The sequence below is a fragment of the Streptomyces sp. NPDC005576 genome (assembly GCF_042871745.1).
GTDB lineage: Bacteria > Actinomycetota > Actinomycetes > Streptomycetales > Streptomycetaceae > Streptomyces.
The window spans coordinates 56,563-77,854 of sequence record NZ_JBIAJC010000005.1; the positions used below are offsets into that span (position 1 = coordinate 56,563).

At 72.2% G+C, this 21,292-nt stretch carries 18 protein-coding genes and 1 pseudogene; 8 read left to right on the top strand and 11 right to left on the bottom strand.

From position 1 onward, the window contains the following. Positions 1-41: 41 nt before the first annotated feature. From ACFYPN_RS10265 to hutU, 3 genes are read right to left on the bottom strand one after another with little or no spacing between them, the layout of a single operon-like run. Positions 42-1,382 (bottom strand): formimidoylglutamate deiminase, encoded by a 1,341-nt coding sequence (locus ACFYPN_RS10265; RefSeq protein ID WP_358755995.1) that lies wholly within the window; start codon positions 1,380-1,382, stop codon positions 42-44. Next, complete coding sequence (locus ACFYPN_RS10270) at positions 1,373-2,638, bottom strand: allantoate amidohydrolase (protein ID WP_389297652.1); 1,266 nt, start codon at positions 2,636-2,638, stop codon at positions 1,373-1,375. The genes ACFYPN_RS10265 and ACFYPN_RS10270 overlap by 10 nt, the downstream gene beginning before the upstream one ends. Then, entirely contained in the window at positions 2,635-4,326 is a 1,692-nt protein-coding gene (gene hutU, locus ACFYPN_RS10275; RefSeq protein ID WP_389297654.1) for a urocanate hydratase, read from the bottom strand. Before hutU ends, ACFYPN_RS10270 begins: the two co-directional genes overlap by 4 nt. A 562-nt stretch (positions 4,327-4,888) precedes the next feature. On the opposite strand from hutU, the gene ACFYPN_RS10280 reads away from it, so the two are divergent. The 4 genes from ACFYPN_RS10280 (at position 4,889) to ACFYPN_RS10295 (ending at position 7,171) form a co-directional block, all read left to right on the top strand. Further along, the gene (locus ACFYPN_RS10280; protein WP_358755989.1) at positions 4,889-5,302 is read left to right on the top strand and encodes a hypothetical protein; all 414 of its coding nucleotides are present in this window, start codon (positions 4,889-4,891) and stop codon (positions 5,300-5,302) included. Then, complete coding sequence (locus ACFYPN_RS10285) at positions 5,299-6,096, top strand: transcriptional regulator (protein WP_389297656.1); 798 nt, start codon at positions 5,299-5,301, stop codon at positions 6,094-6,096. The genes ACFYPN_RS10280 and ACFYPN_RS10285 overlap by 4 nt, the downstream gene beginning before the upstream one ends. Before the next feature lie 38 nt (positions 6,097-6,134). Beyond that, positions 6,135-6,593 carry a roadblock/LC7 domain-containing protein gene (locus ACFYPN_RS10290; protein WP_389297658.1) on the top strand — a complete coding sequence of 153 codons (459 nt, stop codon included), beginning with the start codon at positions 6,135-6,137 and terminating at the stop codon, positions 6,591-6,593. A gap of 203 nt (positions 6,594-6,796) precedes the next feature. Next, on the top strand, positions 6,797-7,171 hold the full coding sequence (locus ACFYPN_RS10295) for a hypothetical protein (RefSeq protein ID WP_358755983.1): 375 nt from the start codon (positions 6,797-6,799) through the stop codon (positions 7,169-7,171). A gap of 93 nt (positions 7,172-7,264) precedes the next feature. Here the strand turns inward: ACFYPN_RS10295 and ACFYPN_RS10300 are convergent, their stop codons facing one another. The 3 genes from ACFYPN_RS10300 to ACFYPN_RS10310 form a co-directional block, all read right to left on the bottom strand. Then, entirely contained in the window at positions 7,265-7,834 is a 570-nt protein-coding gene (locus ACFYPN_RS10300; RefSeq protein WP_389297661.1) for a hypothetical protein, read from the bottom strand. Positions 7,835-8,019: 185 nt separating this feature from the next. Beyond that, positions 8,020-8,847, bottom strand: a complete 828-nt coding sequence (locus tag ACFYPN_RS10305) for a MurR/RpiR family transcriptional regulator (RefSeq protein ID WP_358756103.1) — start codon at positions 8,845-8,847, stop codon at positions 8,020-8,022. A gap of 579 nt (positions 8,848-9,426) precedes the next feature. Beyond that, positions 9,427-10,830 (bottom strand): cystathionine beta-synthase, encoded by a 1,404-nt coding sequence (locus tag ACFYPN_RS10310; protein WP_358755979.1) that lies wholly within the window; start codon positions 10,828-10,830, stop codon positions 9,427-9,429. A gap of 156 nt (positions 10,831-10,986) precedes the next feature. On the opposite strand from ACFYPN_RS10310, the pseudogene ACFYPN_RS10315 reads away from it, so the two are divergent. The 3 genes and pseudogenes from ACFYPN_RS10315 to ACFYPN_RS10325 all read left to right on the top strand — a co-directional run. After that, positions 10,987-11,988: pseudogene (locus ACFYPN_RS10315) on the top strand (SGNH/GDSL hydrolase family protein); the annotation flags it as partial. A gap of 522 nt (positions 11,989-12,510) precedes the next feature. After that, complete coding sequence (locus tag ACFYPN_RS10320) at positions 12,511-13,731, top strand: acetyl-CoA C-acetyltransferase (RefSeq protein ID WP_389297663.1); 1,221 nt, start codon at positions 12,511-12,513, stop codon at positions 13,729-13,731. Positions 13,732-14,152: 421 nt separating this feature from the next. Continuing rightward, entirely contained in the window at positions 14,153-15,112 is a 960-nt protein-coding gene (locus ACFYPN_RS10325) for a hypothetical protein (RefSeq protein ID WP_389297665.1), read from the top strand. Positions 15,113-15,197: 85 nt separating this feature from the next. Here ACFYPN_RS10325 and ACFYPN_RS10330 read toward each other — a convergent pair whose 3' ends face one another. Both ACFYPN_RS10330 and ACFYPN_RS10335 read right to left on the bottom strand, forming a co-directional pair. Then, the gene (locus ACFYPN_RS10330; protein ID WP_358755973.1) at positions 15,198-15,515 is read right to left on the bottom strand and encodes a hypothetical protein; all 318 of its coding nucleotides are present in this window, start codon (positions 15,513-15,515) and stop codon (positions 15,198-15,200) included. A gap of 107 nt (positions 15,516-15,622) precedes the next feature. After that, positions 15,623-16,486: a Bax inhibitor-1/YccA family protein gene (locus ACFYPN_RS10335; protein WP_389297667.1), complete on the bottom strand. Its 864-nt coding sequence runs from the start codon at positions 16,484-16,486 to the stop codon at positions 15,623-15,625. Between the two features lie 335 nt (positions 16,487-16,821). Here ACFYPN_RS10335 and ACFYPN_RS10340 point away from each other — a divergent pair, with 335 nt between their 5' ends. Further along, entirely contained in the window at positions 16,822-17,595 is a 774-nt protein-coding gene (locus ACFYPN_RS10340) for an SDR family NAD(P)-dependent oxidoreductase (protein WP_389297669.1), read from the top strand. Positions 17,596-17,748: 153 nt separating this feature from the next. Here the strand turns inward: ACFYPN_RS10340 and groL are convergent, their stop codons facing one another. From groL to ACFYPN_RS10355, 3 genes are all read right to left on the bottom strand, one after another. Next, the gene (groL, locus tag ACFYPN_RS10345; RefSeq protein WP_358755967.1) at positions 17,749-19,371 is read right to left on the bottom strand and encodes a chaperonin GroEL; all 1,623 of its coding nucleotides are present in this window, start codon (positions 19,369-19,371) and stop codon (positions 17,749-17,751) included. A 99-nt stretch (positions 19,372-19,470) separates the two neighbouring features. Beyond that, positions 19,471-19,779, bottom strand: coding sequence for a co-chaperone GroES (groES, locus tag ACFYPN_RS10350; RefSeq protein WP_028439209.1), 309 nt, complete (start codon positions 19,777-19,779; stop codon positions 19,471-19,473). A 464-nt stretch (positions 19,780-20,243) separates the two neighbouring features. Beyond that, the gene (locus ACFYPN_RS10355) at positions 20,244-21,200 is read right to left on the bottom strand and encodes a polysaccharide deacetylase family protein (RefSeq protein WP_389297672.1); all 957 of its coding nucleotides are present in this window, start codon (positions 21,198-21,200) and stop codon (positions 20,244-20,246) included. Positions 21,201-21,292: the final 92 nt, after the last annotated feature.

The window sequence follows — 21,292 nt, forward strand, 5'->3', positions numbered from 1 at the left end:
GCCCGTGCGCGGGGCGGCCGTACGGGCACGGCCCGCGGGTTTCAGTCGCGCAGGGCGGCGACGGCGTCGGCGAGCGCCCGGGGCACGTCATCGATCAGGGTGTGCCGGCCGTCGCGCACGAGGTGACGCCCCGCCACCACCGTGTGGCGCACGTCCGCGGCGGTCGCGGCGAAGACGGCGGTCTCGGCGGCCAGCCGGTCCACCGGTCCGGCGGTCCTGACGGAGTCCAGGGCGACGGTCGTCAGGTCGGCCGGGGCTCCGGCGACGATGCTGCCGCCCTCCGGCCTGCCGAGGGCCGCGTGCCCGGTCGCGGAGGCCGCGCGGAGCAGGGCGGCGGCCGTCCAGTGGCCCCGGATGTTCGTCCGCAGCCGTTCGTTCAGCTCCATCGCGCGCGCCTCCTCGAAGAGGTCGATCACGGCGTGGCTGTCGCTGCCGAGGGAGACCGGGGAGCCCGCGCGGTGCAGGGCGACGGCGGGGCCGATGCCGTCGGCGAGGTCCCTCTCGGTGGTGGGGCACATGCAGGTGCCGGTGCCGGAGGAGCCGATCAGCTCGATGTCCCCGTCGGTGAGGTGGGTGTGGTGGATGCCGGTGGTGCGGGGGCCGAGGACACCGTGGTCGGCCAGCAGCCCGGCCGGGGTCCGCCCGTGGGCGGCGAGGCATGCCTGGTTCTCCGCCGTCTGCTCGGAGAGGTGGACGTGGAGCGGGGCCGCGCGGTCGGCGGCCCACTGGGCGACCGTCTCCAGCTGGTCGGCCGGAACGGCCCGTACGGAGTGGATCGCGGCGCCGATCAGGGCGTGGTCGCCGCCCCGGAGCGCGGAGGCGCGTTCGGCCCAGGCGTCCGCGGTGGTGTCGGAGAAGCGGAGCTGGTGGCGGTCGGGTTCCTTGCCGAAGCCGGCCGCGAGGTAGGCGGTGTCGAGCAGGGTGATGCGGATGCCGGCCTCGTCGGCGGCGGCGATCAGCGCCTCGCCCATCGCGTTCGGGTTGGCATAGGGGGTGCCGCCGGGGCCGTGGTGCAGGTAGTGGAACTCGCCGACCGCGGTGATGCCGGCGAGGGCCATCTCGGCGTAGGTGGCGCGGGCGAGGGCGTGGTAGGTGTCCGGGGTGAGCTGGGCGGAGATCCGGTACATCCGCTCCCGCCAGGTCCAGAAGGTCCCGGAGCCGACCTGCGTGGTGGAGCGCAGGGCCCGGTGGAAGGCGTGCGAGTGGGTGTTCGCCAGCCCCGGCAGGGTGAGTCCGCGCAGTGCGGTCGCCCCGGGCGGCGGGGTCGCCACGCCGGTGCGGACGGCGGTGATCCGGCCGTCCGTGACGTCGAGGGCGACTCCGGGTTCGACGTGCGTGCCGAGCCAGGCGTGGGAGAGCCAGTACTCCGTCGTCACCTGCATGCGAGGCCCTCCAGTACGTCGGCGAGTGCGGCGACCCCGGCCGCCCGGTCCTGCTCGGTGGCGTGTTCGGCGGGCGAGTGGGAGACGCCGGTGGGGTTCCGTACGAACAGCATGGCGGTCGGTACGGAAGCGGACAAAATACCCGCGTCGTGTCCCGCCCCCGTGGCGAGGACGGGTACGGGCCTGCCCCGGTCCTCCGCGCGGGCGGCGCCGAGGATGCGGGCGAGTTCGTCGCGCAGGGCGTGCTGGAACTCGACCACGGGCGTGAACGACTCCCGTACGACGTCGAGCGCGACGCCCGCCCGTCCGGCGTACTCCCGGGCGGCCCGTTCGACGGCGGCGGTGACGGCGTCGAGGGTGCCGGCGTCGGCGGCGCGCGAGTCGAGCCAGCCCCGGACGAGGGACGGCACGGCGTTGACGCCGTTGGGCTCGACGGCGACCTTGCCGAAGGTGGCCAGGGCTCCGGCGAGGCCGGCCTCCCGGCGGGCGGCGAGGACCGTCTCGGCGTACGGCAGCATCGGGTCCCGGCGGTCGGCGAGGAGCGTGGTCCCCGCGTGGTTGGCCTCGCCCCTGAAGTCGTACCGCCAGCGGCCGTGCGGCCAGATGGCGGAGGCGATCCCGACGGGGTCGCCGGTACGGTCCAGGGACCGCCCCTGCTCGACGTGGAGCTCGACGAACGCGCCGATGCGGGCGAGGCGTTCGGGGTCCGGCCCGATCGCGTCGGGGTCGTACCCGGCGGCCTCCATCGCGCGGGGCAGGGTGGTGCCCCCGGCGTCGACGAGCCGGTGCGCCTCCTCGCGGGTGAGCCGGCCGGCCGTCAGCCGGGAGCCGACGCAGGCGAGCCCGAAGCGGGCGCCCTCCTCGTCCCCGAAGTTGACGATGCCCAGCGGCTTGGTGAACTCCGCCCCCCTGCGCCGGAGTTCGTCGAGCGCGGCGAAGGCGGAGACGATCCCGAGGGGGCCGTCGAAGGCGCCGCCGTCCGGTACGGAGTCCAGGTGCGAGCCGGTGACGACGGCGTCCCCCTCCCCGGGGTCGCCGAGCCAGGCCCACTGGTTGCCGTTGCGGTCGGTCTCGTGGACGAGCCCGCGCGCCTCGGCCTGCTCCCGGAACCACGCCCGGCAGTCGGCGTCCGCTCCGGTCCAGGCGTAGCGGCGGTAGCCGCCGGAGGCGGGGTGCCGGCCGAGGGGCGCGAGGTCGCGCCACATCTCCCGGAAGGACGCCTCACCGTCGCGGCCCTCGTCGTTCCGGCCGGTCATCGGCCGTCGCCGTCGGTGTCGGCCGTCTCCCCGTCGCCCTCCCGCATGGGAACGCGGACGCCCCGCTCCTCCGCGACCCGTTCGGCGCCCTCGTACCCGGCGTCGACATGGCGGATGACGCCCATGCCCGGGTCGTTGGTGAGGACCCGGCGGATCTTCTCGCCGGCCAGCGGGGTGCCGTCCGCGACGGTGACCTGTCCGGCGTGGAGGGAGCGGCCCATGCCGACGCCGCCGCCGTGGTGGATGGAGACCCAGGACGCCCCGGAGGCGACGTTGACCATGGCGTTGAGCAGCGGCCAGTCGGCGATGGCGTCCGAGCCGTCGAGCATGGCCTCGGTCTCCCGGTACGGGGAGGCCACCGACCCGCAGTCGAGGTGGTCGCGGCCGATGACGAGCGGGGCGGCGAGTTCCCCGCTCGCGACCATGTCGTTGAAGCGTTCCCCCGCCCGGTCGCGTTCGCCGTAGCCGAGCCAGCAGATCCGGGCGGGCAGGCCCTGGAAGTGGACGCGTTCACCGGCGAGTTCGATCCAGCGGCGGAGCGACTCGTTCTCCGGGAAGAGGTCGAGCATCGCCCGGTCGGTGCGGTGGATGTCGGCGGCCTCCCCGGAGAGCGCCGCCCAGCGGAACGGACCCTTGCCCTCGCAGAAGAGCGGCCGGATGTAGGCGGGGACGAAGCCGGGGAAGTCGAAGGCCCGGTCGTACCCGGCGAGACGGGCCTCGCCCCGGATCGAGTTGCCGTAGTCGAAGACCTCGGCCCCGGCGTCCATGAAGCCGACCATCGCCTCCACGTGCCGGGCCATCGACTCGCGGGCCCTGCGGGTGAAGTCGGCGGGCTCCTCGGAGGCGTACCCGGCCATCCGGTCGAAGTCGACGCCGACCGGCAGGTACGCCAGCGGGTCGTGGGCGCTCGTCTGGTCGGTGACGATGTCGATGGGTGCCCCGGCGGCGAGCAGCTCGGGCAGGATCTCGGCCGCGTTGCCGAGGAGCCCGATCGAGAGCGGCCTGCGGGCGTCGCGGGCCTCGGTGGCGAGTGCGAGGGCGTGCGCCACGCCGTCCGCCCGTACGTCGAGGTAGCGGTGCTCGATCCGGCGCTCGATGGCGCGCGGGTCGCAGTCCACGCAGATCGCGACGCCGTCGTTCATGGTGACGGCGAGCGGCTGGGCGCCGCCCATGCCACCGAGTCCGGCGGTGAGGGTGATGGTCCCGGCGAGCGTGCCGCCGAACCTCTTGGCGGCGACCGCGGCGAAGGTCTCGTAGGTGCCCTGCAGGATGCCCTGGGTGCCGATGTAGATCCAGGAGCCCGCGGTCATCTGGCCGTACATGGTGAGGCCGAGCGCCTCCAGGCGGCGGAACTCCTCCCAGTTCGCCCAGTCGCCCACCAGGTTGGAGTTGGCGAGCAGCACGCGCGGCGCCCACTCGTGGGTCTGCATCACTCCGACGGGACGGCCGGACTGGACGAGCATCGTCTCGTCCTGCTTGAGGGTGCGCAGGGTCCGGACCATGGCGTCGTAACTGCGCCAGTCGCGTGCCGCCTTGCCGGTGCCGCCGTAGACGACCAGCTTGTCGGGGTGCTCGGCGACCTCGGGGTCCAGGTTGTTCTGGAGCATGCGCAGGGCTGCCTCCTGCTGCCAGCCCAGGGTGCTCAGTTCGGTGCCGCGCGCGGCCCTGACGGGGCGGGGTCCTGACATGGTGCGCCTCCTTGCTCCCGGCGTGCGTTCCGGCCGGCCCAGTGGGTTCTCCCGAGGGGCCTGCCATGAATCGTCTATTCACATCCTGATGCGCTGAATAGTTCTAGTCAACGGTGGAGTGACGACACGGCGGCGGACGCGGCGACGGACAGGGCGACGGCTGCGGCGAGGAGCGGTTGCGGACGCGTGAGGGGGCACCGGAGCGACCGGAAAAGCTGACACGTGACACGTGAAGGGCGGCCGGACGAGCGATCGGACGGGCCCTGCACCGTTCCAGCCAATCGGCTGTTTTCGGACAGCAACATCTTTGAGTCCCTGCACTCTCTGAACACAAAGAGGCCGATACCACCGAGAACCGGAGCGGATCGATCAATCATCCGCACGGACTTCCGTCCGTAACCATCCCTTTGTCAGACTTCTCCCTTACGCCTTCTCCTCAATTCCCTTACACCGCCCTCCGCATGTACCACTGGAAAATGCCAAACGACCCGCACGGGCCCGGCCACCGTGCGTAGCCTCAGGCTCACAGCTCCGTACACCATTGCCTGGAGGGGAAGCCGCGGTGCCGGGAATCGACGAGTGCCTGCTCGAAGTCATGAGGCTGCCCGGAGCCCGGGGCGCCGCGGTCGTCGACTGGACGAGCGGCCTCGCCCTCGGCACCATCGGTGACTCGCCCAACGGCGACCACGAGGCCACCGCCGCGGAGACCGCCGAGGTGGCCCGGATGGCGGCCGAGCAACCCGCTTTCACCCTCAGCCCGTACACCGACGGACGGACGGACGGGAACGGCCGCACCGGACTCCCGGTGGAGGACGTCATCATCACGACGCACACCGGCTACCACGTGATCCGTTTCGTGGAGACGGTCTTCGACAGCAGCGTCTTCCTCCATCTGTGGCTGGACCGGACCGACGGCAACCTCGCCCTGGCCCGGATACGCCTGGGCGAGCTGGCCGAGCGGCTGGTCCTGGCATGAGCACCAGGACGACGCTCCCCGAGGTTGACCAGGCGGCCGTCCTCTCCCCGATGCTCCAGCGGCTCGCCGCCGAACGGGCCACCGGCGCCCTGATGCGCGACCGCGGCACCCTCTACCTCGCCGACGGGGAGGTGGTGCACGCGGAGAGCCCGTCCACCCCCGGCATCGACGTCCTGCTCACCACCGGCGGGGCCCTGCGCCACGAACGCTGGTGGGACGCGGTCGCCCAGGCAGGGGCCGGCCGACGGGTCGGCCGCTATCTGGTCGACAGCGGTCATGTTCCGGGCGGAGCGCTGGAGTTGTGCCACCTGGGCGCGCTCTTCGACGCTGCCTTCTTCGTCCTCGCCCCCACGCGTACGCCGACCAGGTTCCGGTACGGCGTGTCCCACTGGATCGGGCCCGTCCGGCCCGTGGCCGTGGGTGCCGTCGAGCGCGAGACGCTCCGGCGCCGGGAGCTGCTGGACCGGATCTGGCCGGACGCCCTGACCGACAGCTCCCCCCTCGTACGCGCCACGCACCCCGTGGACACCCCGGTGCCCTCGCGCCAGCGTCACGTCCTGGAGCTGGTCGACGGTGTGCGGACGGCCTCCGACATCGCCCAGGTCCTGGGGCGTTCGGCCTTCCACACCCTGGTCGACCTGCGCAGGCTCGCCGCCGCCGGACTCGTCGAGCCCGTCCGCGCACCGGTGCTGCCGGGGGCGGCCGTGCCCGGCCGGGTCGTGCTCCCCGATGTCACGTCCGATCCGGACGTCGCCCTGCTGCGCCGGCTGCGAGATGCGTTGGAGGCCCTGTGATACGCGCGCTCAGACAGCGTGCCGGGAGGAGACAACCGATGGTGCCCGAGGCTGAACTGCAGGACGTCCTCGACGAACTCCAGCGGCTGCGGGCCCGGGTGCCCCTCATCGGCGGTGCGCTGGCCGCCAGCACCGACGGTCTGGTGCTGGCCCACGACACCCCGGGCGTGGAGGCCGAAGGGGTCGCAGCCCTGACGGCCGCCGCGCTCGGCGTCGCGGTCAGGATGACCGAGGCGACCGGCCGCGCCGGCTTCCGCGAACTCCTGGTCCGGGGCGAGTCCGGTTACATCGCGACGTACGCCGCGGGCTCGTCCGCCGTACTGACACTGCTCGCCGAGGACCGCATCAACGTCGGCCGCCTCCACCTCGAAGGCCGCAGGGCGAGCGCCCGGGTCGGGGAACTCGTCGATTCAGTCCTGGACCGGGTCGAGCGGACCCCGCCCCCGCCACCTGCCCGGCCCCCGACGACCCGCGCGCTGCCACAGCGCCCCGTGTAGGGCCTGTACGGGGTTGTCGCGCGTTCCGGCAACGCCGCGAGCGTGCGTGCCCAGCCCCGCGACGCCGCGAGCCAACCCCGTACAGGCCCTGAGGACGGCGGGACCGGGCCGGGCCGCCCCCACACTCCACAGCCAGGAACAGAACCATCACACCGAAGAGGATCCGGTCGTCCCGACCGGTCAGGGAAAGGAAACGAGCACTCATGGCCAACACCGAAACCGCTCTCAAGGAAGCGATGACGTCCATCGAGGGAACCCTCGGTGTCGCTCTCGTCGACTACACCAGCGGCATGGCGCTGGGCACTCTCGGCGGCGGCAAGGACTTCAACCTCGAAGTCGCGGCCGCCGGCAACACCGATGTCGTCCGCGCCAAACTGCGCACCATGGAGCACCTGGGTCTCAAGGAGGAGATCGAGGACATCCTGATCACCCTGAGCGGCCAGTACCACCTGATCCGGCTGCTCAAGACCCGTGGCAACAACGGGCTCTTCCTCTACCTGGTCCTGGACTCCAACCGCGCCAACCTCGCGATGGCCCGCCACCAGCTGAAGCGGATCGAGGCCGACCTGGAGGTCTGACGCCCGCCGGCTCCGGCCCGGACGCACCGATGCCGCCGGTCCCCCTCACGTTCGCGCGTACGGGACCGGCGGCATCCGCGTGTTCCGTACGGGTCACACGGCGACCCGGCGCGCACCGCCCGCCCGCGCGTCGCCCGCCACCGGCCCGGTCGTCCGGTACGCCTTCACCTGCTTGCCGGCGGGCCTGCCGCGCTTCACCCACTCCGTCCGCACCCAGTAGAGGACGTCCTGGCGCTGTTCGAGACGCCCGATGCGGGATGCCCGCACCAGCAGCCCCGCGCCCGCCCCGGCCAGCACCATCCCGCCGGCCCCCGGCAGCAGGAAGCCGACACCCAGGGCGACCAGGAACGCGCCGAGCAGCCACCACCGGTGTGCCCGCCTCCAGTTCCGTACGGTCACGGCCCGGTCCTGGAGCACATCGGTGCGCCCCGCCCGGGCGGCGCCCTCGGCCAGCTCCGCGTACCGCCCGACCCGGACCGTCGCCACCAGGGCGAGCGTGACCACGAAGAGCGCCGCGCCCGCGAGCAACCCGATCCGGCGGCCCGTCCCGGCGGGGACGAGCGCCCCCACGAGGACCACCAGCAGCCCCGGCCACCACAGGGGTGCGGCCCCCGCCCGCACTATCACGGCCACCCTCGCCAACGACTGCGCTCCGCGCCCCATCTCCGTACCCCTCTCCGCGCCTGCACCGGCGTCCCGGCCGGTTCCTCTGGGCGCGGAGATTAGTGGGTCTGTCTGAGTCCCGTCCGAGAAACGTGAGAAACGGGACAGGCGAGCGGCCCGGGAGGATCGCACGGTGAGCGGGACCCGGGAGAACCCGCGGACGGGGCGGGACGCGGCCCGGCCCCTCACTCCACGAACAGCCCCCGCGCCGCCGCCCGCGCGTCGAAGGACTCCAGCCGGGCCTGCGCGTCCGGCAGGCCGTCGCACATGGCCTCCAGCAGGACCCGGCCGAGCAGCATCGGGGCGCAGGCGGTGTCGAAGGCGAGGCCGGTGCCGACGGGGGCCGGGATGAGCAGGTCGCTGAGTGCGGCGACCGGGGCGAAGGCCGAGTCGGCGACGGTCACCGTGGTGAGCCCCTGGTCGCGGGCGTGGCCGAGGGCGTCCAGCGTCTCCCTCGGGTGGCGGGGCAGCGCGAAACAGAGGAGCACCTCGGCGCCGGCCCGGCGGGCGGTGTCGATGCGGTCGTGCAGCATCGAGCCGCCCTCGTCGAGCACCCGGACGTCGGGGTGGACCTTCGCGGCGAAGTAGCCGAACCCCCGGGCCTGCGAGGACGCGGCGCGCAGGCCGAGCACCGGCAGCGGGCGCGACGCGGCCAGCAGCCGTCCGGCACGCTCCACCGGCTCCGGGTCGGTGAGCAGCTCGGAGAGGTGGCGCAGGTTCTCGATCTCGGCGAGGACGGCCTGCTGGTAGGCGTTGTACGCGTAACGGTCCTCGGCGCCGGCCTCCCGGTCGGCGTCGGCGGGTCCGGTCTCCCGCAGGTGCCTGCGGAGCGAGGGGTACCCGTCGAAGCCGAGCGCGACGGCGAACCGGGTGACGGAGGGCTGGCTGACCCCGGCCAGTTCGGCGAGTTCGACGCTGGAGAGGAAGGGGGCGTCGGCGGCCCGGCGTACCAGGGAGTGGGCGATCCGGCGCTGGGTCGGGGTGAGCCGCCGCCCTTCGAAGAGCCGCTGCAACCCTGCCGTGGGGGTGGGTCCGCTCCCGCCCATGCTCTGCCTCCGCACATCCGTCCCCGTCGCGGCGCGTGCCCGCCGCGATCCGCCGCCGTCCCGTCCATTCAGCCAGCAAGCGGAGTGCATGTCCATATACAGAGGAGCGGGGGACGGGGTGCGGGGAGGCGGCCCGCCCCCGGCGTACGTACGCCAGGAGCGCGCAGAGCTGGCGCAAACCCGCCACGGGCCGCGGTGTGAGCGGCGGCGCCGGACTGGCGGAGAGCCGGAAAGCGCCGGCGGCCGGCCGGTGGACCCGGCCGGCCGTCGGCGGAAGCATGCGCGGGGACCGCCGCACCCCCGGTTGCCCGGGGGGCGGGACGACGGCGGTCCCCGCGAGGGACGCGGTCCGGGTCAGGGCCGGGCGCTCGCGTCCGGGCGACTTTGGAGGTCCGGGAGCCGCTCCGTAGTCCATGTCGCCGTATCGGGTGCCGGCGGGTTTCCCTGCCGACACCCATCAATCTGCCCCACCCGTGTTAAGCGGGTGCTGCGTGGACGTGACGCGCTCGTACCAGTTCTGCGACGGACACCGCGCGGGGCGGTCCGTCAGGCGGTGACGCCGCTCTCCTTCGCCAGGAAGGAGAGGAGATCCTGCCTGCTCACGACACCCTTGGGCTTCCCCTCGACCAGCACGATCGCGGCGTCGCCCGCCCCGGAGCCGCTGAGCACGGCCATCAGGTCCTCGACCGGTTCACCCGAACCGACCTGCGGCAGCGGCGCCGACATGTGCTTCTCCAGCGGGTCGGTGAGCGAGGCGCGCTTGGTGAAGAGGGCGTCCAGCAGTTCCCGCTCGACGACGGAGCCGACGATCTCGGCGGCCATCACGTCGGGGTGTCCGGCGCCGGGCTTCACGATCGGCATCTGGGAGACGCCGTACTCGCGCAGTACCTCGATGGCCTGGCCGACCGTCTCGTCCGGGTGCATGTGGACGAGCGAGGGCATCGGACCCTCCTTGTGGGCGAGGACCGCGTCCACGCGGGCGGAGGGGCCGGTGTCCTCCAGGAAGCCGTAGTCGGCCATCCACTCGTCGTTGAAGATCTTGCTGAGGTAACCGCGTCCGCTGTCCGGCAGCAGGACGACCACCACGTCGTCCGGACCGAGCCGCCGGGCGACCTCCAGCGCGGCGACGACCGCCATGCCGCAGGAGCCGCCGACGAGCAGCCCCTCCTCCTTGGCGAGGCGGCGGGTCATCTGGAAGGAGTCCTTGTCCGAGACGGCGATGATCTCGTCCGTGACGGTCCGGTCGTAGGCGGACGGCCAGAAGTCCTCGCCGACCCCTTCCACGAGGTACGGGCGCCCGGAGCCGCCCGAGTAGACCGAGCCCTCCGGGTCCGCGCCGACGACGGTGACCGCGCCCTCGCTGATCTCCTTCAGGTAGCGGCCGGTCCCGGTGATGGTGCCACCGGTGCCGACGCCCGCGACGAAGTGGGTGATCCGCCCCTCCGTCTGCTCCCACAGCTCGGGACCGGTGGTCTCGTAGTGGGAGCGCGGGTTGTTCGGGTTGGAGTACTGGTCGGGCTTCCAGGCACCGGGGGTCTCACGGACCAGCCGGTCGGAGACGTTGTAGTACGAGTCCGGGTGCGAGGGATCGACGGCCGTCGGGCAGACGACGACCTCGGCGCCGTACGCGCGCATCACGTTGATCTTGTCCGTGGACACCTTGTCCGGACAGACGAAGACGCACTTGTATCCCTTCTGCTGCGCGACGATCGCGAGGCCGACGCCGGTGTTGCCGCTCGTCGGCTCGACGATGGTGCCGCCGGGCCGCAGCTCGCCGCTCCGCTCGGCCGCCTCGATCATGCGCAGCGCGATGCGGTCCTTCACCGAACCGCCGGGGTTGAAGTATTCGACCTTGGCCAGGACGGTCGCCTGGATGCCCGCCGAGACGCTCCGCAGTCTGACCAGCGGGGTGTTGCCGACAAGACTGATCATCGAATCGTGGAATTTCACCGTGTACTCCGGGATCTCCGAGATGGTCCGGCCCAGAGTATGCGTACGGGCGCCACATTGGGCGAAGCGATTGGGCGCAGCCCCCCGCGGGGCAGGTAGGTACGTGTACGGCTGAGTGGCGAGAGGGAGGTGGACCGCAGGGTGTCGACGGCAAGAGTGGCACGGCGGATCGCGGCTGGCGCCGCGTTCGGCGGCGGCAGCATCGGGCTCATCGGGGCGGCGACGGTCGGCCTCGTACTGGCGGAGGTGCAGCTCGCGAAGCGGCTGGTGGGCGGCGGTACCGCCCCGGTTCCACCGAGCGCGGACGGACGGTACGGCGTTGCCTTCGCCGGGCCCGCCGAGCCGCTCCGGCTGGCTCTGCTCGGTGACTCCACGGCGGCCGGGCAGGGGGTGCGGCGGGCCGGCGAGACGCCGGGGGCGCTGCTCGCCTCGGGGCTGGCGGCGGTCGCCGAGCGGCCGGTGGACATGCGCAACGTGGCCCTCCCGGGGGCCAGGTCGGACGATCTGGAGCGGCAGGTGGCCCTGTTGCTGGCCGATCCGTCGCGCCGTCCGGACGTCTGTGTGATCATGATCGGCGCGAACGACGTCACCCACCGGATGCCCGCCACGCAGTCGGTGCGCTGTCTGACGACCGCCGTGCGCAGGCTGCGGACGGCAGGTGCGGAGGTGGTGGTGGCGACCTGTCCGGACCTCGGCACGATCGAGCCGGTCTACCAGCCGTTGCGGTACCTGGCCCGCCGGGTCAGCCGGCAGCTGGCGGCGGCCCAGACGATCGGCGCGGTGGAGCAGGGCGGGCGCACGGTCTCGCTGGGCGATCTGCTCGGGCCGGAGTTCGAGGCCAACCCGCGTGAGCTCTTCGGCCCGGACAACTACCACCCCTCGGCCGAGGGGTACGCCACGGCGGCGATGGCGGTGCTGCCGACGCTCTGCGCGGTGCTGGGGCTCTGGCCGGAGACCGACCATCTGGACGGCTCGCGGCGCGAGGACATCCTGCCGGTGGCGAAGGCGGCCTCGCAGGCGGCCCGGGAGGCCGGTACGGAGGTCACGGGGGCGCGCGCGCCCTGGGCCCTGCTCAAGCACCGCAGGCGGCGGCGTCTGCCCGCCCACACCGAACCCCACCCGCACCCGCACCCGGCCGACCACGCCCCGGACCATGCCCCGAAGCACCCGCCGGAACCCGTGACAGAGCCCGTGACAGAACCCGTCACGGATCCCGCGACAGAACCCGCGACGGATCCCCCGGAGGGACACGCACCGGAGCAGGCGGCCGACCGCACCGACCACACCGCCGACCAGGCCGGCGACCGGCCGGAGCGAGCGCCGGACGGGCAGCCGCCCGGCGGGGCCGGCCCGGCTCCCGGCACCGGCACGGGCGCCCCTGGGGCGGGGGCCGACGCACGCGCCCGCGCGGCCCGGCGGCGACCCTAGGAAGTCCGGGAAGTACCCCGCGCGCGAGCTGAGCAAGCGCTTAGAAAAGAGGTCCGCATCACACGGCCAGGCCGGTGACCCGAGCCCGACGCGCGGGTAACTTCCAGACAGTGACGCGGAACGGTCCGGCGGGTCCGCCGCCCGGCGGTGGCCCCGGCCGGTCCGCCCGCCCGGCCGTCCGGTCGCGTCCCGCCCGGTCACAGCCGTACGCCGTACCGTCGTTGAGCCTTTCCCTCCCCATGGAGCCGCGTGATGCCCGAAGCCGTGATCGTCTCTGCCGCCCGTTCGCCCATCGGCCGCGCCTTCAAGGGGTCGCTCAAGGACCTGCGCGCCGACGACCTGACCGCCACCATCATCCAGACCGCCCTGGCGAAGGTCCCCCAGCTGGACCCGAGGGACATCGACGACCTGATGCTCGGCTGCGGCCTTCCCGGCGGCGAGCAGGGCAACAACCTGGGCCGCGTCGTCGCCGTGCAGATGGGGATGGACCACCTGCCGGGCTGTACGGTCACCCGCTACTGCTCCTCCTCGCTCCAGACCAGCCGCATGGCGCTGCACGCCATCAAGGCCGGCGAGGGCGACGTCTTCATCTCGGCCGGTGTCGAGATGGTCTCCCGCTTCGCCAAGGGGAACTCCGACAGCCTGCCGGACACCCGCAACCCGCTCTTCGCCGAGGCCGAGGCGCGTACCGCCGCCCGCGCCGAGGAGACCGGCTCCCACTGGCACGACCCGCGGGAGGACGGGCTGATCCCGGACGCCTACATCTCGATGGGGCAGACCGCCGAGAACCTCGCCCGGCTCAAGGGCATCAGCCGCGCGGAGATGGACGAGTTCGGCGTACGGTCCCAGAACCTCGCCGAGGAAGCCCTGAAGAACGGTTTCTGGGAGCGCGAGATCACCCCCGTCACCACTCCGGACGGCACCGTCGTCTCCAAGGACGACGGCCCGCGCGCGGGCGTCACGCTGGAGGGCGTCTCCGGGCTGAAGCCGGTGTTCCGACCCGACGGCCTGGTCACCGCGGGCAACTGCTGCCCGCTCAACGACGGCGCCGCCGCCCTCGTGATCATGTCCGACACCAAGGCGCGCGAACTGGGCCTGACCCCGCTCGCCCGGATCGTCTCCACCGGCGTGTCCGGCCTCTCCCCCGAGATCATGGGATACGGACCGGTCGAGGCCAGCAAGCAGGCGCTGAAGCGCGCCGGTCTCACCGTGGACGACATCGACCTCGCCGAGCTCAACGAGGCCTTCGCCGCCCAGGTCATCCCCTCCTACCGGGACCTCGGCCTGCCGCTGGAGAAGGTCAACGTCAACGGCGGCGCCATCGCGGTCGGCCACCCCTTCGGCATGACGGGCGCCCGCATCACCGGGACCCTGATCAACAGCCTCCAGTTCCACGACAAGCAGTTCGGGCTGGAGACCATGTGCGTCGGCGGCGGCCAGGGCATGGCGATGGTCATCGAGCGCCTCAGCTGAGCCGGGCGGGACCGGGCTGAGGCGGGCCGGCGGAGACCCGTCCGAGCGGTCCCGAGCGGCGACCGGAGCCGGGCGGGGGGAATCATCCCTCCGCCCGGCTCTTCGCGTGGGCCCCGCCGCCTTCCGGTGTCTTCTGAGGTCTTCCGGTGTCTTCCGGTGTGTTCCAAAGGGGTTGCGCTGCCTCGGCGAGGCGTCGGCGAACCCCGTCGAGCCCGCACCGTGACCGAATCTCCCCCAGGATGTGATGTGCGTCCCCGGGGCTCACTGTTTCCGCAGGTCAGAGAGGGTCGGGTGGAAACGTCGGGACCAAAGCCCTGTCCAGTTCGTGACGTATTGCACTGACAGCCAGCGGAGTGACAGGCCAAGCTGATGTAGGAAGTCGGGGGTATCGATAGAGACCGGGAGTATGTCAGTGAGCGCCATGTCGTTTGCCTTGTTGCTGACCACCGCCGCCGCCACGGCCGTGGGCGCCGCTGCTGTACACACCGCTCGCGGACTGCACCGGCAGGTCGCCGGGCTGCGCGAGGAGCTCGCCCGGGACAGGGAGCACTCCCGCACGGTCCCGGCGCAGAGCCGTACCGGCGCCGCCCCCGACGAGATACGCGCGGCCGTGTCGGAGGCCCTCGCCGAGGAGCGGGAGCGCGAACTGGCCGAGGCGCGCGCCTTCTGGGCGGCGCAGGAGGCCCGCGACGCGGCGGACGCCCCGTCGCTGCTGGGCGGGCTGACCGGCCTGGGCGAGGACGCCCCGTACTTCCTTCCCCGTCAGGCGGACTTCGCCGGCCTGGAGGCGCTGGCCTTCCCGTTCGCCGAGGAGATGGACGGCGCCGAAGAGACGGCGTTCGCCGTCTTTCCGGCCGCTCCCGTCCACCCCGACGACGTGGTCGTGACCGATGCGACGCAGGAGTTCGCCGAGACGGCGGATCCGGCCGAGCTCCGCGACACTGCGCTCCCCCGCGAGACGGCCGGTCCGGGCGAGGAGTCCGGAGCCGCGGAGTTCGCGGACGACTCTCCGGAGCTGGCCGCCGCCCGCCGCCGCCACCCGTCCCACCCGGACTTCGTCCCGGTGCGCACGCCGGTGATCACGGACCACGAGCGCACGGTGAACCGTCTGGAGGAGCTGGCCCTCACGGGGACCGAGCTGACGGACGTACGCCCCGGCCCGCTCGGCACCCTGGACGTGTACGTCTTCGCCGACGGCACCACGCTCTGCATGACCCCGGGGCACCGGGAGACGGCGGAACGTCTCGCGGACTCCCTGCGCGCGGGCGAGCAGCCGGTGCTGCTGGGCGGCTCGGGTGTCTCGGGCGCCTACGCCCTGACCTTCTCCTGCGGCGCGGACAACGTATACATCCTCGCGGACCGCGTCATCGCCTCGTTCTGACTCCCCGGCGGACGGGGCGCTCCGGACGTCCGACGGCCCGTGCGCCCGGCGGCCCGTGCACCCGGCGATCCGGGCGATTCCCGCTCTACGCGAACGCTTCCGCCGCCGCCTCCGTCACGTACCGCACGGCCTCGTCCAGTTCCCCGGACGGGGCCGTTTCCAGTGCCAGGGCCAGATCGTGGCCGGCGACGGCCACCTGGTCCCCGACGGCAAACATCCCGCCGTCGGGCATGGCGTACGGGTCCCGTCCCGGCCGCTCCAGGCGCTGCGCGCGGGCGCTCAGCTCCCGCGCCACCGCCAGCGCCCGCTCGGCGGTGCCCTGCTGGAGGCGGCTCTGCGGGGCGGCCCGCAGCCGGTCGGCGAAACGGTCCACGACCGTGATCAAGGGCGTTGTATCAAGCACTCCGCGACCCTAACGCGGACGGCCCGCAGGCAGTGCCTGCGGGCCGTCGGAGCGGAACCGGTGACGCGGTGGTGCGGGCGCCAGGTGGCCGGGGGTGCCGGTCGGGGTCAGTCGTCGCCGCTGAGGATCGCGACCAGACGCAGGATCTCCAGGTAGATCCACACCAGGGTCACGGTGAGGCCGAAGGCGGCCGTCCACGCCTCCTCGCGCGGGGCACCGTAGGTGATGCCGTCCTCGACCACCTTGAAGTCCAGGGCGAGGATGCAGGCGCCGATCACGACGGCGACGAGGCCGAAGACGACGCCCAGCGCACCGCTGCGGAACCCGAGGCCGTCGCCCCCGCCGAAGACGGCGAAGAGCAGGTTGACGGCCATGAGCAGCATGAAGCCGATCGCGGCGGCCATGACGAAGCCGTAGAAGCGGCGGGTCACCCGGATGAGGCGGGTCCGGTAGGCGATCAGCACACCGCCGAAGACGGCCATGGTGCCGAGTACCGCCTGCATCGCCGCACCGGGGCTGACGTAGGCGTCGACGACGTTGCTGACGACGCCGAGGAAGATGCCCTCGAACGCGGCGTAGGTCAGGATCAGCGCCGGGGACGGCTTGCGCTTGAACGAGTTGACCAGCGACAGGACGAAGCCGACGAGCGCGGCGCCGATGGCGATGCCGTACGACTTGCCGAGGTTGGCCTGGTCGATGGGCAGGAGCCACCAGCTGAGCACGGCGCCGACGACGACCGTGCCGAGCGTCATCGCGGTACGGCTGACGACGTCGTCGATGGTCATCGCGCCGGAGCGGACTCCGGGCGGTGCCTGCTGCGCGTAGGGGTTGGTGGCGTACGGATTGGCGGTGCCCTGCGCGTAAGGGTTCTCACCCGTGACGGTGGCCCCGGCCTGCGGCGTCGCGTACCCCGCGGTGCCGTTGTCGCGGCTGAACCCCCGTCGCGAGAAGACCGGGTTGCTGCTCCTCATCTCACTCCTCCATGGCCACACAGCGTGGCCTTGCGACAAGAGTAATAGGTAGGCAAAGGATGCACCTCGTGCCGGGGGAGGATCTTTACGGCGTCGGACCGCCTGACGGTCCCCCGCCCCGGTTCGCCCCCTCCGCCTCTTCGTCCGGCGCGTGCCGGGCGCCCCCGGCCAACCTGCCCGGAAAGCGGCGGGACAAGCCCCTACGGGCAGGTCGCGGGGGCACCGGGTCCCGGAGGCCCGGACGGGGGCCGTACGTCAACCGGCCGCGCGTCCCGTGCGCGTGCGGCGGTGGGACGGGTGCGCGGGACGGGAGCGGTACCACTAACGTGCCGCGCATGACGACTGCACTGATTACCGGCGCGACCGCGGGCATCGGCGCCGCTTTCGCGCGGCGGCTCGCCGGACAGGGGCACAACCTCGTGCTGGTGGCCCGCGACACCGAGCGACTGCGGGACCAGGCCACCGAACTGCACGACCGGCACGGCATCGAGGCCACGGTGCTCACCGCCGACCTGTCCACGGACTCCGGGATCGCGGCGGTCGAAGCACGGCTCCGCGACCGCGACCACCCGGTCGAACTCCTCGTCAACAACGCGGGGTTCGGCAACAAGGGGCGCTATCTGGAGGTGCCGCTCGCCGACGAGCTGACGATGCTGAAGGTCCACTGCGAGGCCGTGCTGCGGCTGACCTCGGCGGCGGCGGCCGGGATGCGCGAGCGCGGCCGGGGCGGGATCGTCAACGTCGCCTCGGTCGCGGCGTTCGTCCCCCGCGGTACGTACGGGGCGTCGAAGGCGTGGGTCGTCCAGTTCACCCAGGGCGCGGCGAAGGACCTGGCGGGGTCCGGGGTCCGGCTGATGGCGCTCTGCCCGGGCTTCGTACGGACGGAGTTCCACCAGCGGGCCGGAATGGGCACCGGGAACATCCCGGGCTGGATGTGGCTGGACGCCGACAAGCTGGTGACCGCAACCCTCGCCGACCTGGCGCGCGGCAGGACGGTGTCGGTGCCGGACGCGCGGTACAAGGCGCTGATGGGGCTGGTGAAGGTGGCCCCGCGCAATCTGCTGGGGGAGATGACGTCACGGACGGGGCGCAAGTACGGCCCGAAGTGAGGCGCGCGGCCGTCCAGGGACCCGGGGGGAGCGCCTCCGCCCGGAGAACGCCCCGGACGCGACGAGTCCCGGTGCCCCCGCGACGGGGGCACCGGGACTCGTACCGCTCGTACCGCTCAGGGGCCCTGGGGCCCGTGAGCGAACGAACCAGTACTAGTGGGAGTGACCGTGGCCGTGACCGGCCTCGGCCTCTTCCTCGGCCGGCTTCTCGACGACCAGGGTCTCGGTCGTGAGCAGCAGCGACGCGATGGACGCGGCGTTCTCCAGGGCGGAGCGGGTGACCTTGACCGGGTCGATGACGCCGGCCTTGATCAGGTCGCCGTACTCGCCGGTGGCGGCGTTGAAGCCCTGGCCCTTCTCGAGCTCGGAGACCTTCGCGGTGATGACGTAACCCTCGAGGCCGGCGTTCTCGGCGATCCAGCGCAGCGGCTCGACGGCGGCACGGCGGACGACCGCGACACCGGTGGCCTCGTCGCCGGTCTTGCCGAGGTTGCCCTCCAGGACCTTGACGGCGTGGACGAGGGAAGAGCCACCACCGGAGACGATGCCCTCCTCGACCGCGGCGCGGGTCGCGGAGATGGCGTCCTCCAGACGGTGCTTCTTCTCCTTGAGCTCGACCTCGGTGGCGGCACCGACGCGGATCACGCACACGCCGCCGGCCAGCTTCGCGAGGCGCTCCTGGAGCTTCTCGCGGTCCCAGTCGGAGTCCGTGTTCTCGATCTCGGCCTTGATCTGGTTGACGCGGCCCTTGACGTCGGCGCCGTCGCCGCCACCGTCGACGATGGTCGTGTCGTCCTTGGAGACGGTCACGCGGCGGGCGGTGCCCAGCACGTCCAGACCGGCCTGGTCGAGCTTGAGGCCGACCTCCTCGGCGATGACGGTCGCACCCGTGAGGGTGGCGATGTCGCCGAGCATGGCCTTGCGGCGGTCACCGAAGCCCGGGGCCTTCACCGCGACGGCGTTGAAGGTGCCACGGATCTTGTTGACGACGAGGGTGGAGAGCGCCTCGCCCTCGACGTCCTCGGCGATGATCAGCAGGGGCTTGGAGCCGCCGGCCTGGATGACCTTCTCCAGCAGAGGGAGCAGCTCCTGGATCGAGCCGATCTTGCCCTGGTGGATCAGGATGTACGGGTCGTCGAGGACGGCCTCCATACGCTCCTGGTCGGTCACCATGTACGGGGACAGGTAGCCCTTGTCGAAGGCCATGCCCTCGGTGAACTCAAGGTCCAGGCCGAAGGTGTTGGACTCCTCGACGGTGATGACACCGTCCTTGCCGACCTTGTCCATCGCGTCCGCGATGAGCTCGCCGACCTGCGGGTCCTGCGCGGAGAGCGCGGCCACGGCGGCGATGTCGGACTTGTCCTCGATCGGACGGGCGGTCGCGAGGAGCTCCTCGGACACGGCCTTGACCGCGGCGTCGATGCCCTTCTTCAGGGAGGCCGGGGAGGCTCCCGCGGCGACGTTGCGCAGACCCTCGCGGACGAGAGCCTGGGCGAGCACGGTGGCGGTGGTGGTGCCGTCACCGGCGACGTCGTTCGTCTTGGTGGCGACCTCCTTCACCAGCTGCGCACCGAGGTTCTCGAACGGGTCGTCGAGCTCCACCTCACGCGCGATGGTGACACCGTCGTTGGTGATGGTGGGAGCGCCGAACTTCTTGTCGATGACGACGTTGCGGCCCTTGGGGCCGATCGTCACCTTGACCGTGTCGGCAAGCTTGTTGACGCCGCGCTCAAGGGCGCGACGGGCGTCCTCGTCGAACTTCAGAATCTTCGCCATGGGCTGTTTTTCCCTCTCGAACGAACTGCGCCCCTCGCCACCCGGCTAGTTATTTCGCAGGGGGCCAGGGGCGCAGAACACACAGCAAATGTGGGTGAGTTACTTCTCGATGATCGCGAGGACGTCGCGCGCCGAGAGGACGAGGTACTCCTCGCCGTTGTACTTCACCTCGGTGCCGCCGTACTTGCTGTACAGAACGACATCGCCGGTCTTGACGTCGAGCGGAAGGCGCTCGCCGTTCTCGAAGCGGCCCGGGCCCACGGCCAGGACGACGCCCTCCTGGGGCTTCTCCTTGGCGGTGTCGGGAATGACCAGGCCGGAAGCCGTGGTCTGCTCAGCGTCGAGCGGCTGGACCACAATGCGGTCCTCGAGCGGCTTGATCGCAACCTTGGAGCTGGTGGTCGACACGATCCGGTCTCCCCCTTCGGAGATCTCACGGGGTTTAACAGTCTGGGTCGGCGACCGGGCCGGATCCGTCGTCGCGGGTGCCGGACCTGCCCTGTCGCTCGTACTGCTGGCACTCTCCAGGGGGGAGTGCCAGCACCGAGACTATGACCGGGATTAGCACTCGGTCAAGCGGAGTGCCAATTGAGTACCCGTGCGTGGCGTCGCCCGCACGCCGGGACGGTCCACCCGGGGACGCGATCCGGGTGCTGCGCAGGGGTATCGCAGGGGTGTGACAGGGGTGTGGCACAGGGGCGTTGCCCGCGGGTGCCTCGCAGAGGTGCAGGCGTGACGGCATGTCGGCCCGGCCCTGCCCCGGAGTCGCGGGGGCGGCGCGGGGGCGGCAGGCATCCTTCCGCATGGACGGTGCGGTGACTGTGCGGCGACGGTGCCGTACGGATCGGACGCCCGGGGACCGGAGGCCCGGGTCAGACGTAGTCCTCCAGCCTGGCGACCGCGTAGCCCTTGCCCGTGATGACCTTCATGACGGTGCGGACCATGTCGGCCATGGTCCCCTTCCACTGTTCGCGCCCCTGGAAGTGGGTGAGGATGATGTCGCCGGGGTGCAGATCACGGTCCCACTCCCGCCAGTCCATGTGGTCGGGGAACGCCTCCTCCGCCCACAGCGGCACGGCCCTGATCCCGCAGGACTTGGCGATGACGAGGGTGTCGCGGTTGTAGTTGCCGTACGGCGGCCGGAAGAGCACCGGCCGCTTGCCGAAGTGCTTCTCCATCCTGTCCTGCTGTCCGCAGATCTCCTTCTTCTGCTGGGCGTAGGAGAGACCGGGCAGATAGGGGTGGGTGAGGGTGTGGTTGTTGAGGGAGACCCCCCGCTTCTGCATCGCGGCGAAGTAGCCGTAGTCCTCACTCGCGAGGAAGTCGCTGAGGAAGGCGCTGTACGGGATCTTCAGCTCGTCCATCATCCGCAGCAGCTCGGGGTCCTTCTCCGCGCCGTCGTCGATGGTGAGGAAGACGATCCGCTCCTTGGTGGGGACGGTCGTGAACACCTGCGGCAGCTCGTCGCCGTCGTCCACCTCGAACCCCGCGCGGCTGGTGATCCGCGGCTTCTCGGCGGGCGGCGCGGGGGCGACCAGGGGCACGGCCGCCAGCCCCCACTTCCTGGCGACGGCGACCCGTTGCGCCTGGCGCCGCTTCAGATGCTCCGCGTACGCGAGGAGGGCGCCGACCGGGGCGGCCTGCGGAGCGGGTCCGGCCGCCGCCCTGCTGTCGCCCCCGGCGGCGCCCTGGTGCGCGTGGTGATCCGGCGCCGGGGGGTCCTGGCCGCATCCGCAGGCGAGAGCGGCGCCCAGCAGGGCCACCAGGACGACCACGCCGGATCTGTACGGGTTCTTTGTTCTTTTTTCCTTTTGTCGTACTAGTTGCATGGCGCCGCATCCTGCCAGCCCGCCCCCGGCGCCCCGATCCGACACCGCCGGGCGTCCGGCCGCATCCCCCGCCTGGCGCACAGCCGGGCGGG

Coding starts and splice junctions, on each gene's coding strand:
- ACFYPN_RS10290 (WP_389297658.1), top strand. CDS start 6,135: ATGGTGCCCGAGGCTGAACTGCAGGACGTCCTCGACGAACTCCAGCGG.
- ACFYPN_RS10325 (WP_389297665.1), top strand. CDS start 14,153: ATGTCGTTTGCCTTGTTGCTGACCACCGCCGCCGCCACGGCCGTGGGC.
- ACFYPN_RS10265 (WP_358755995.1), bottom strand. CDS start 1,382: ATGCAGGTGACGACGGAGTACTGGCTCTCCCACGCCTGGCTCGGCACG.
- ACFYPN_RS10295 (WP_358755983.1), top strand. CDS start 6,797: ATGGCCAACACCGAAACCGCTCTCAAGGAAGCGATGACGTCCATCGAG.
- ACFYPN_RS10285 (WP_389297656.1), top strand. CDS start 5,299: ATGAGCACCAGGACGACGCTCCCCGAGGTTGACCAGGCGGCCGTCCTC.
- ACFYPN_RS10300 (WP_389297661.1), bottom strand. CDS start 7,834: ATGGGGCGCGGAGCGCAGTCGTTGGCGAGGGTGGCCGTGATAGTGCGG.
- ACFYPN_RS10320 (WP_389297663.1), top strand. CDS start 12,511: ATGCCCGAAGCCGTGATCGTCTCTGCCGCCCGTTCGCCCATCGGCCGC.
- ACFYPN_RS10340 (WP_389297669.1), top strand. CDS start 16,822: ATGACGACTGCACTGATTACCGGCGCGACCGCGGGCATCGGCGCCGCT.
- ACFYPN_RS10335 (WP_389297667.1), bottom strand. CDS start 16,486: ATGAGGAGCAGCAACCCGGTCTTCTCGCGACGGGGGTTCAGCCGCGAC.
- ACFYPN_RS10270 (WP_389297652.1), bottom strand. CDS start 2,638: ATGACCGGCCGGAACGACGAGGGCCGCGACGGTGAGGCGTCCTTCCGG.
- groL (WP_358755967.1), bottom strand. CDS start 19,371: ATGGCGAAGATTCTGAAGTTCGACGAGGACGCCCGTCGCGCCCTTGAG.
- ACFYPN_RS10355 (WP_389297672.1), bottom strand. CDS start 21,200: ATGCAACTAGTACGACAAAAGGAAAAAAGAACAAAGAACCCGTACAGA.
- hutU (WP_389297654.1), bottom strand. CDS start 4,326: ATGTCAGGACCCCGCCCCGTCAGGGCCGCGCGCGGCACCGAACTGAGC.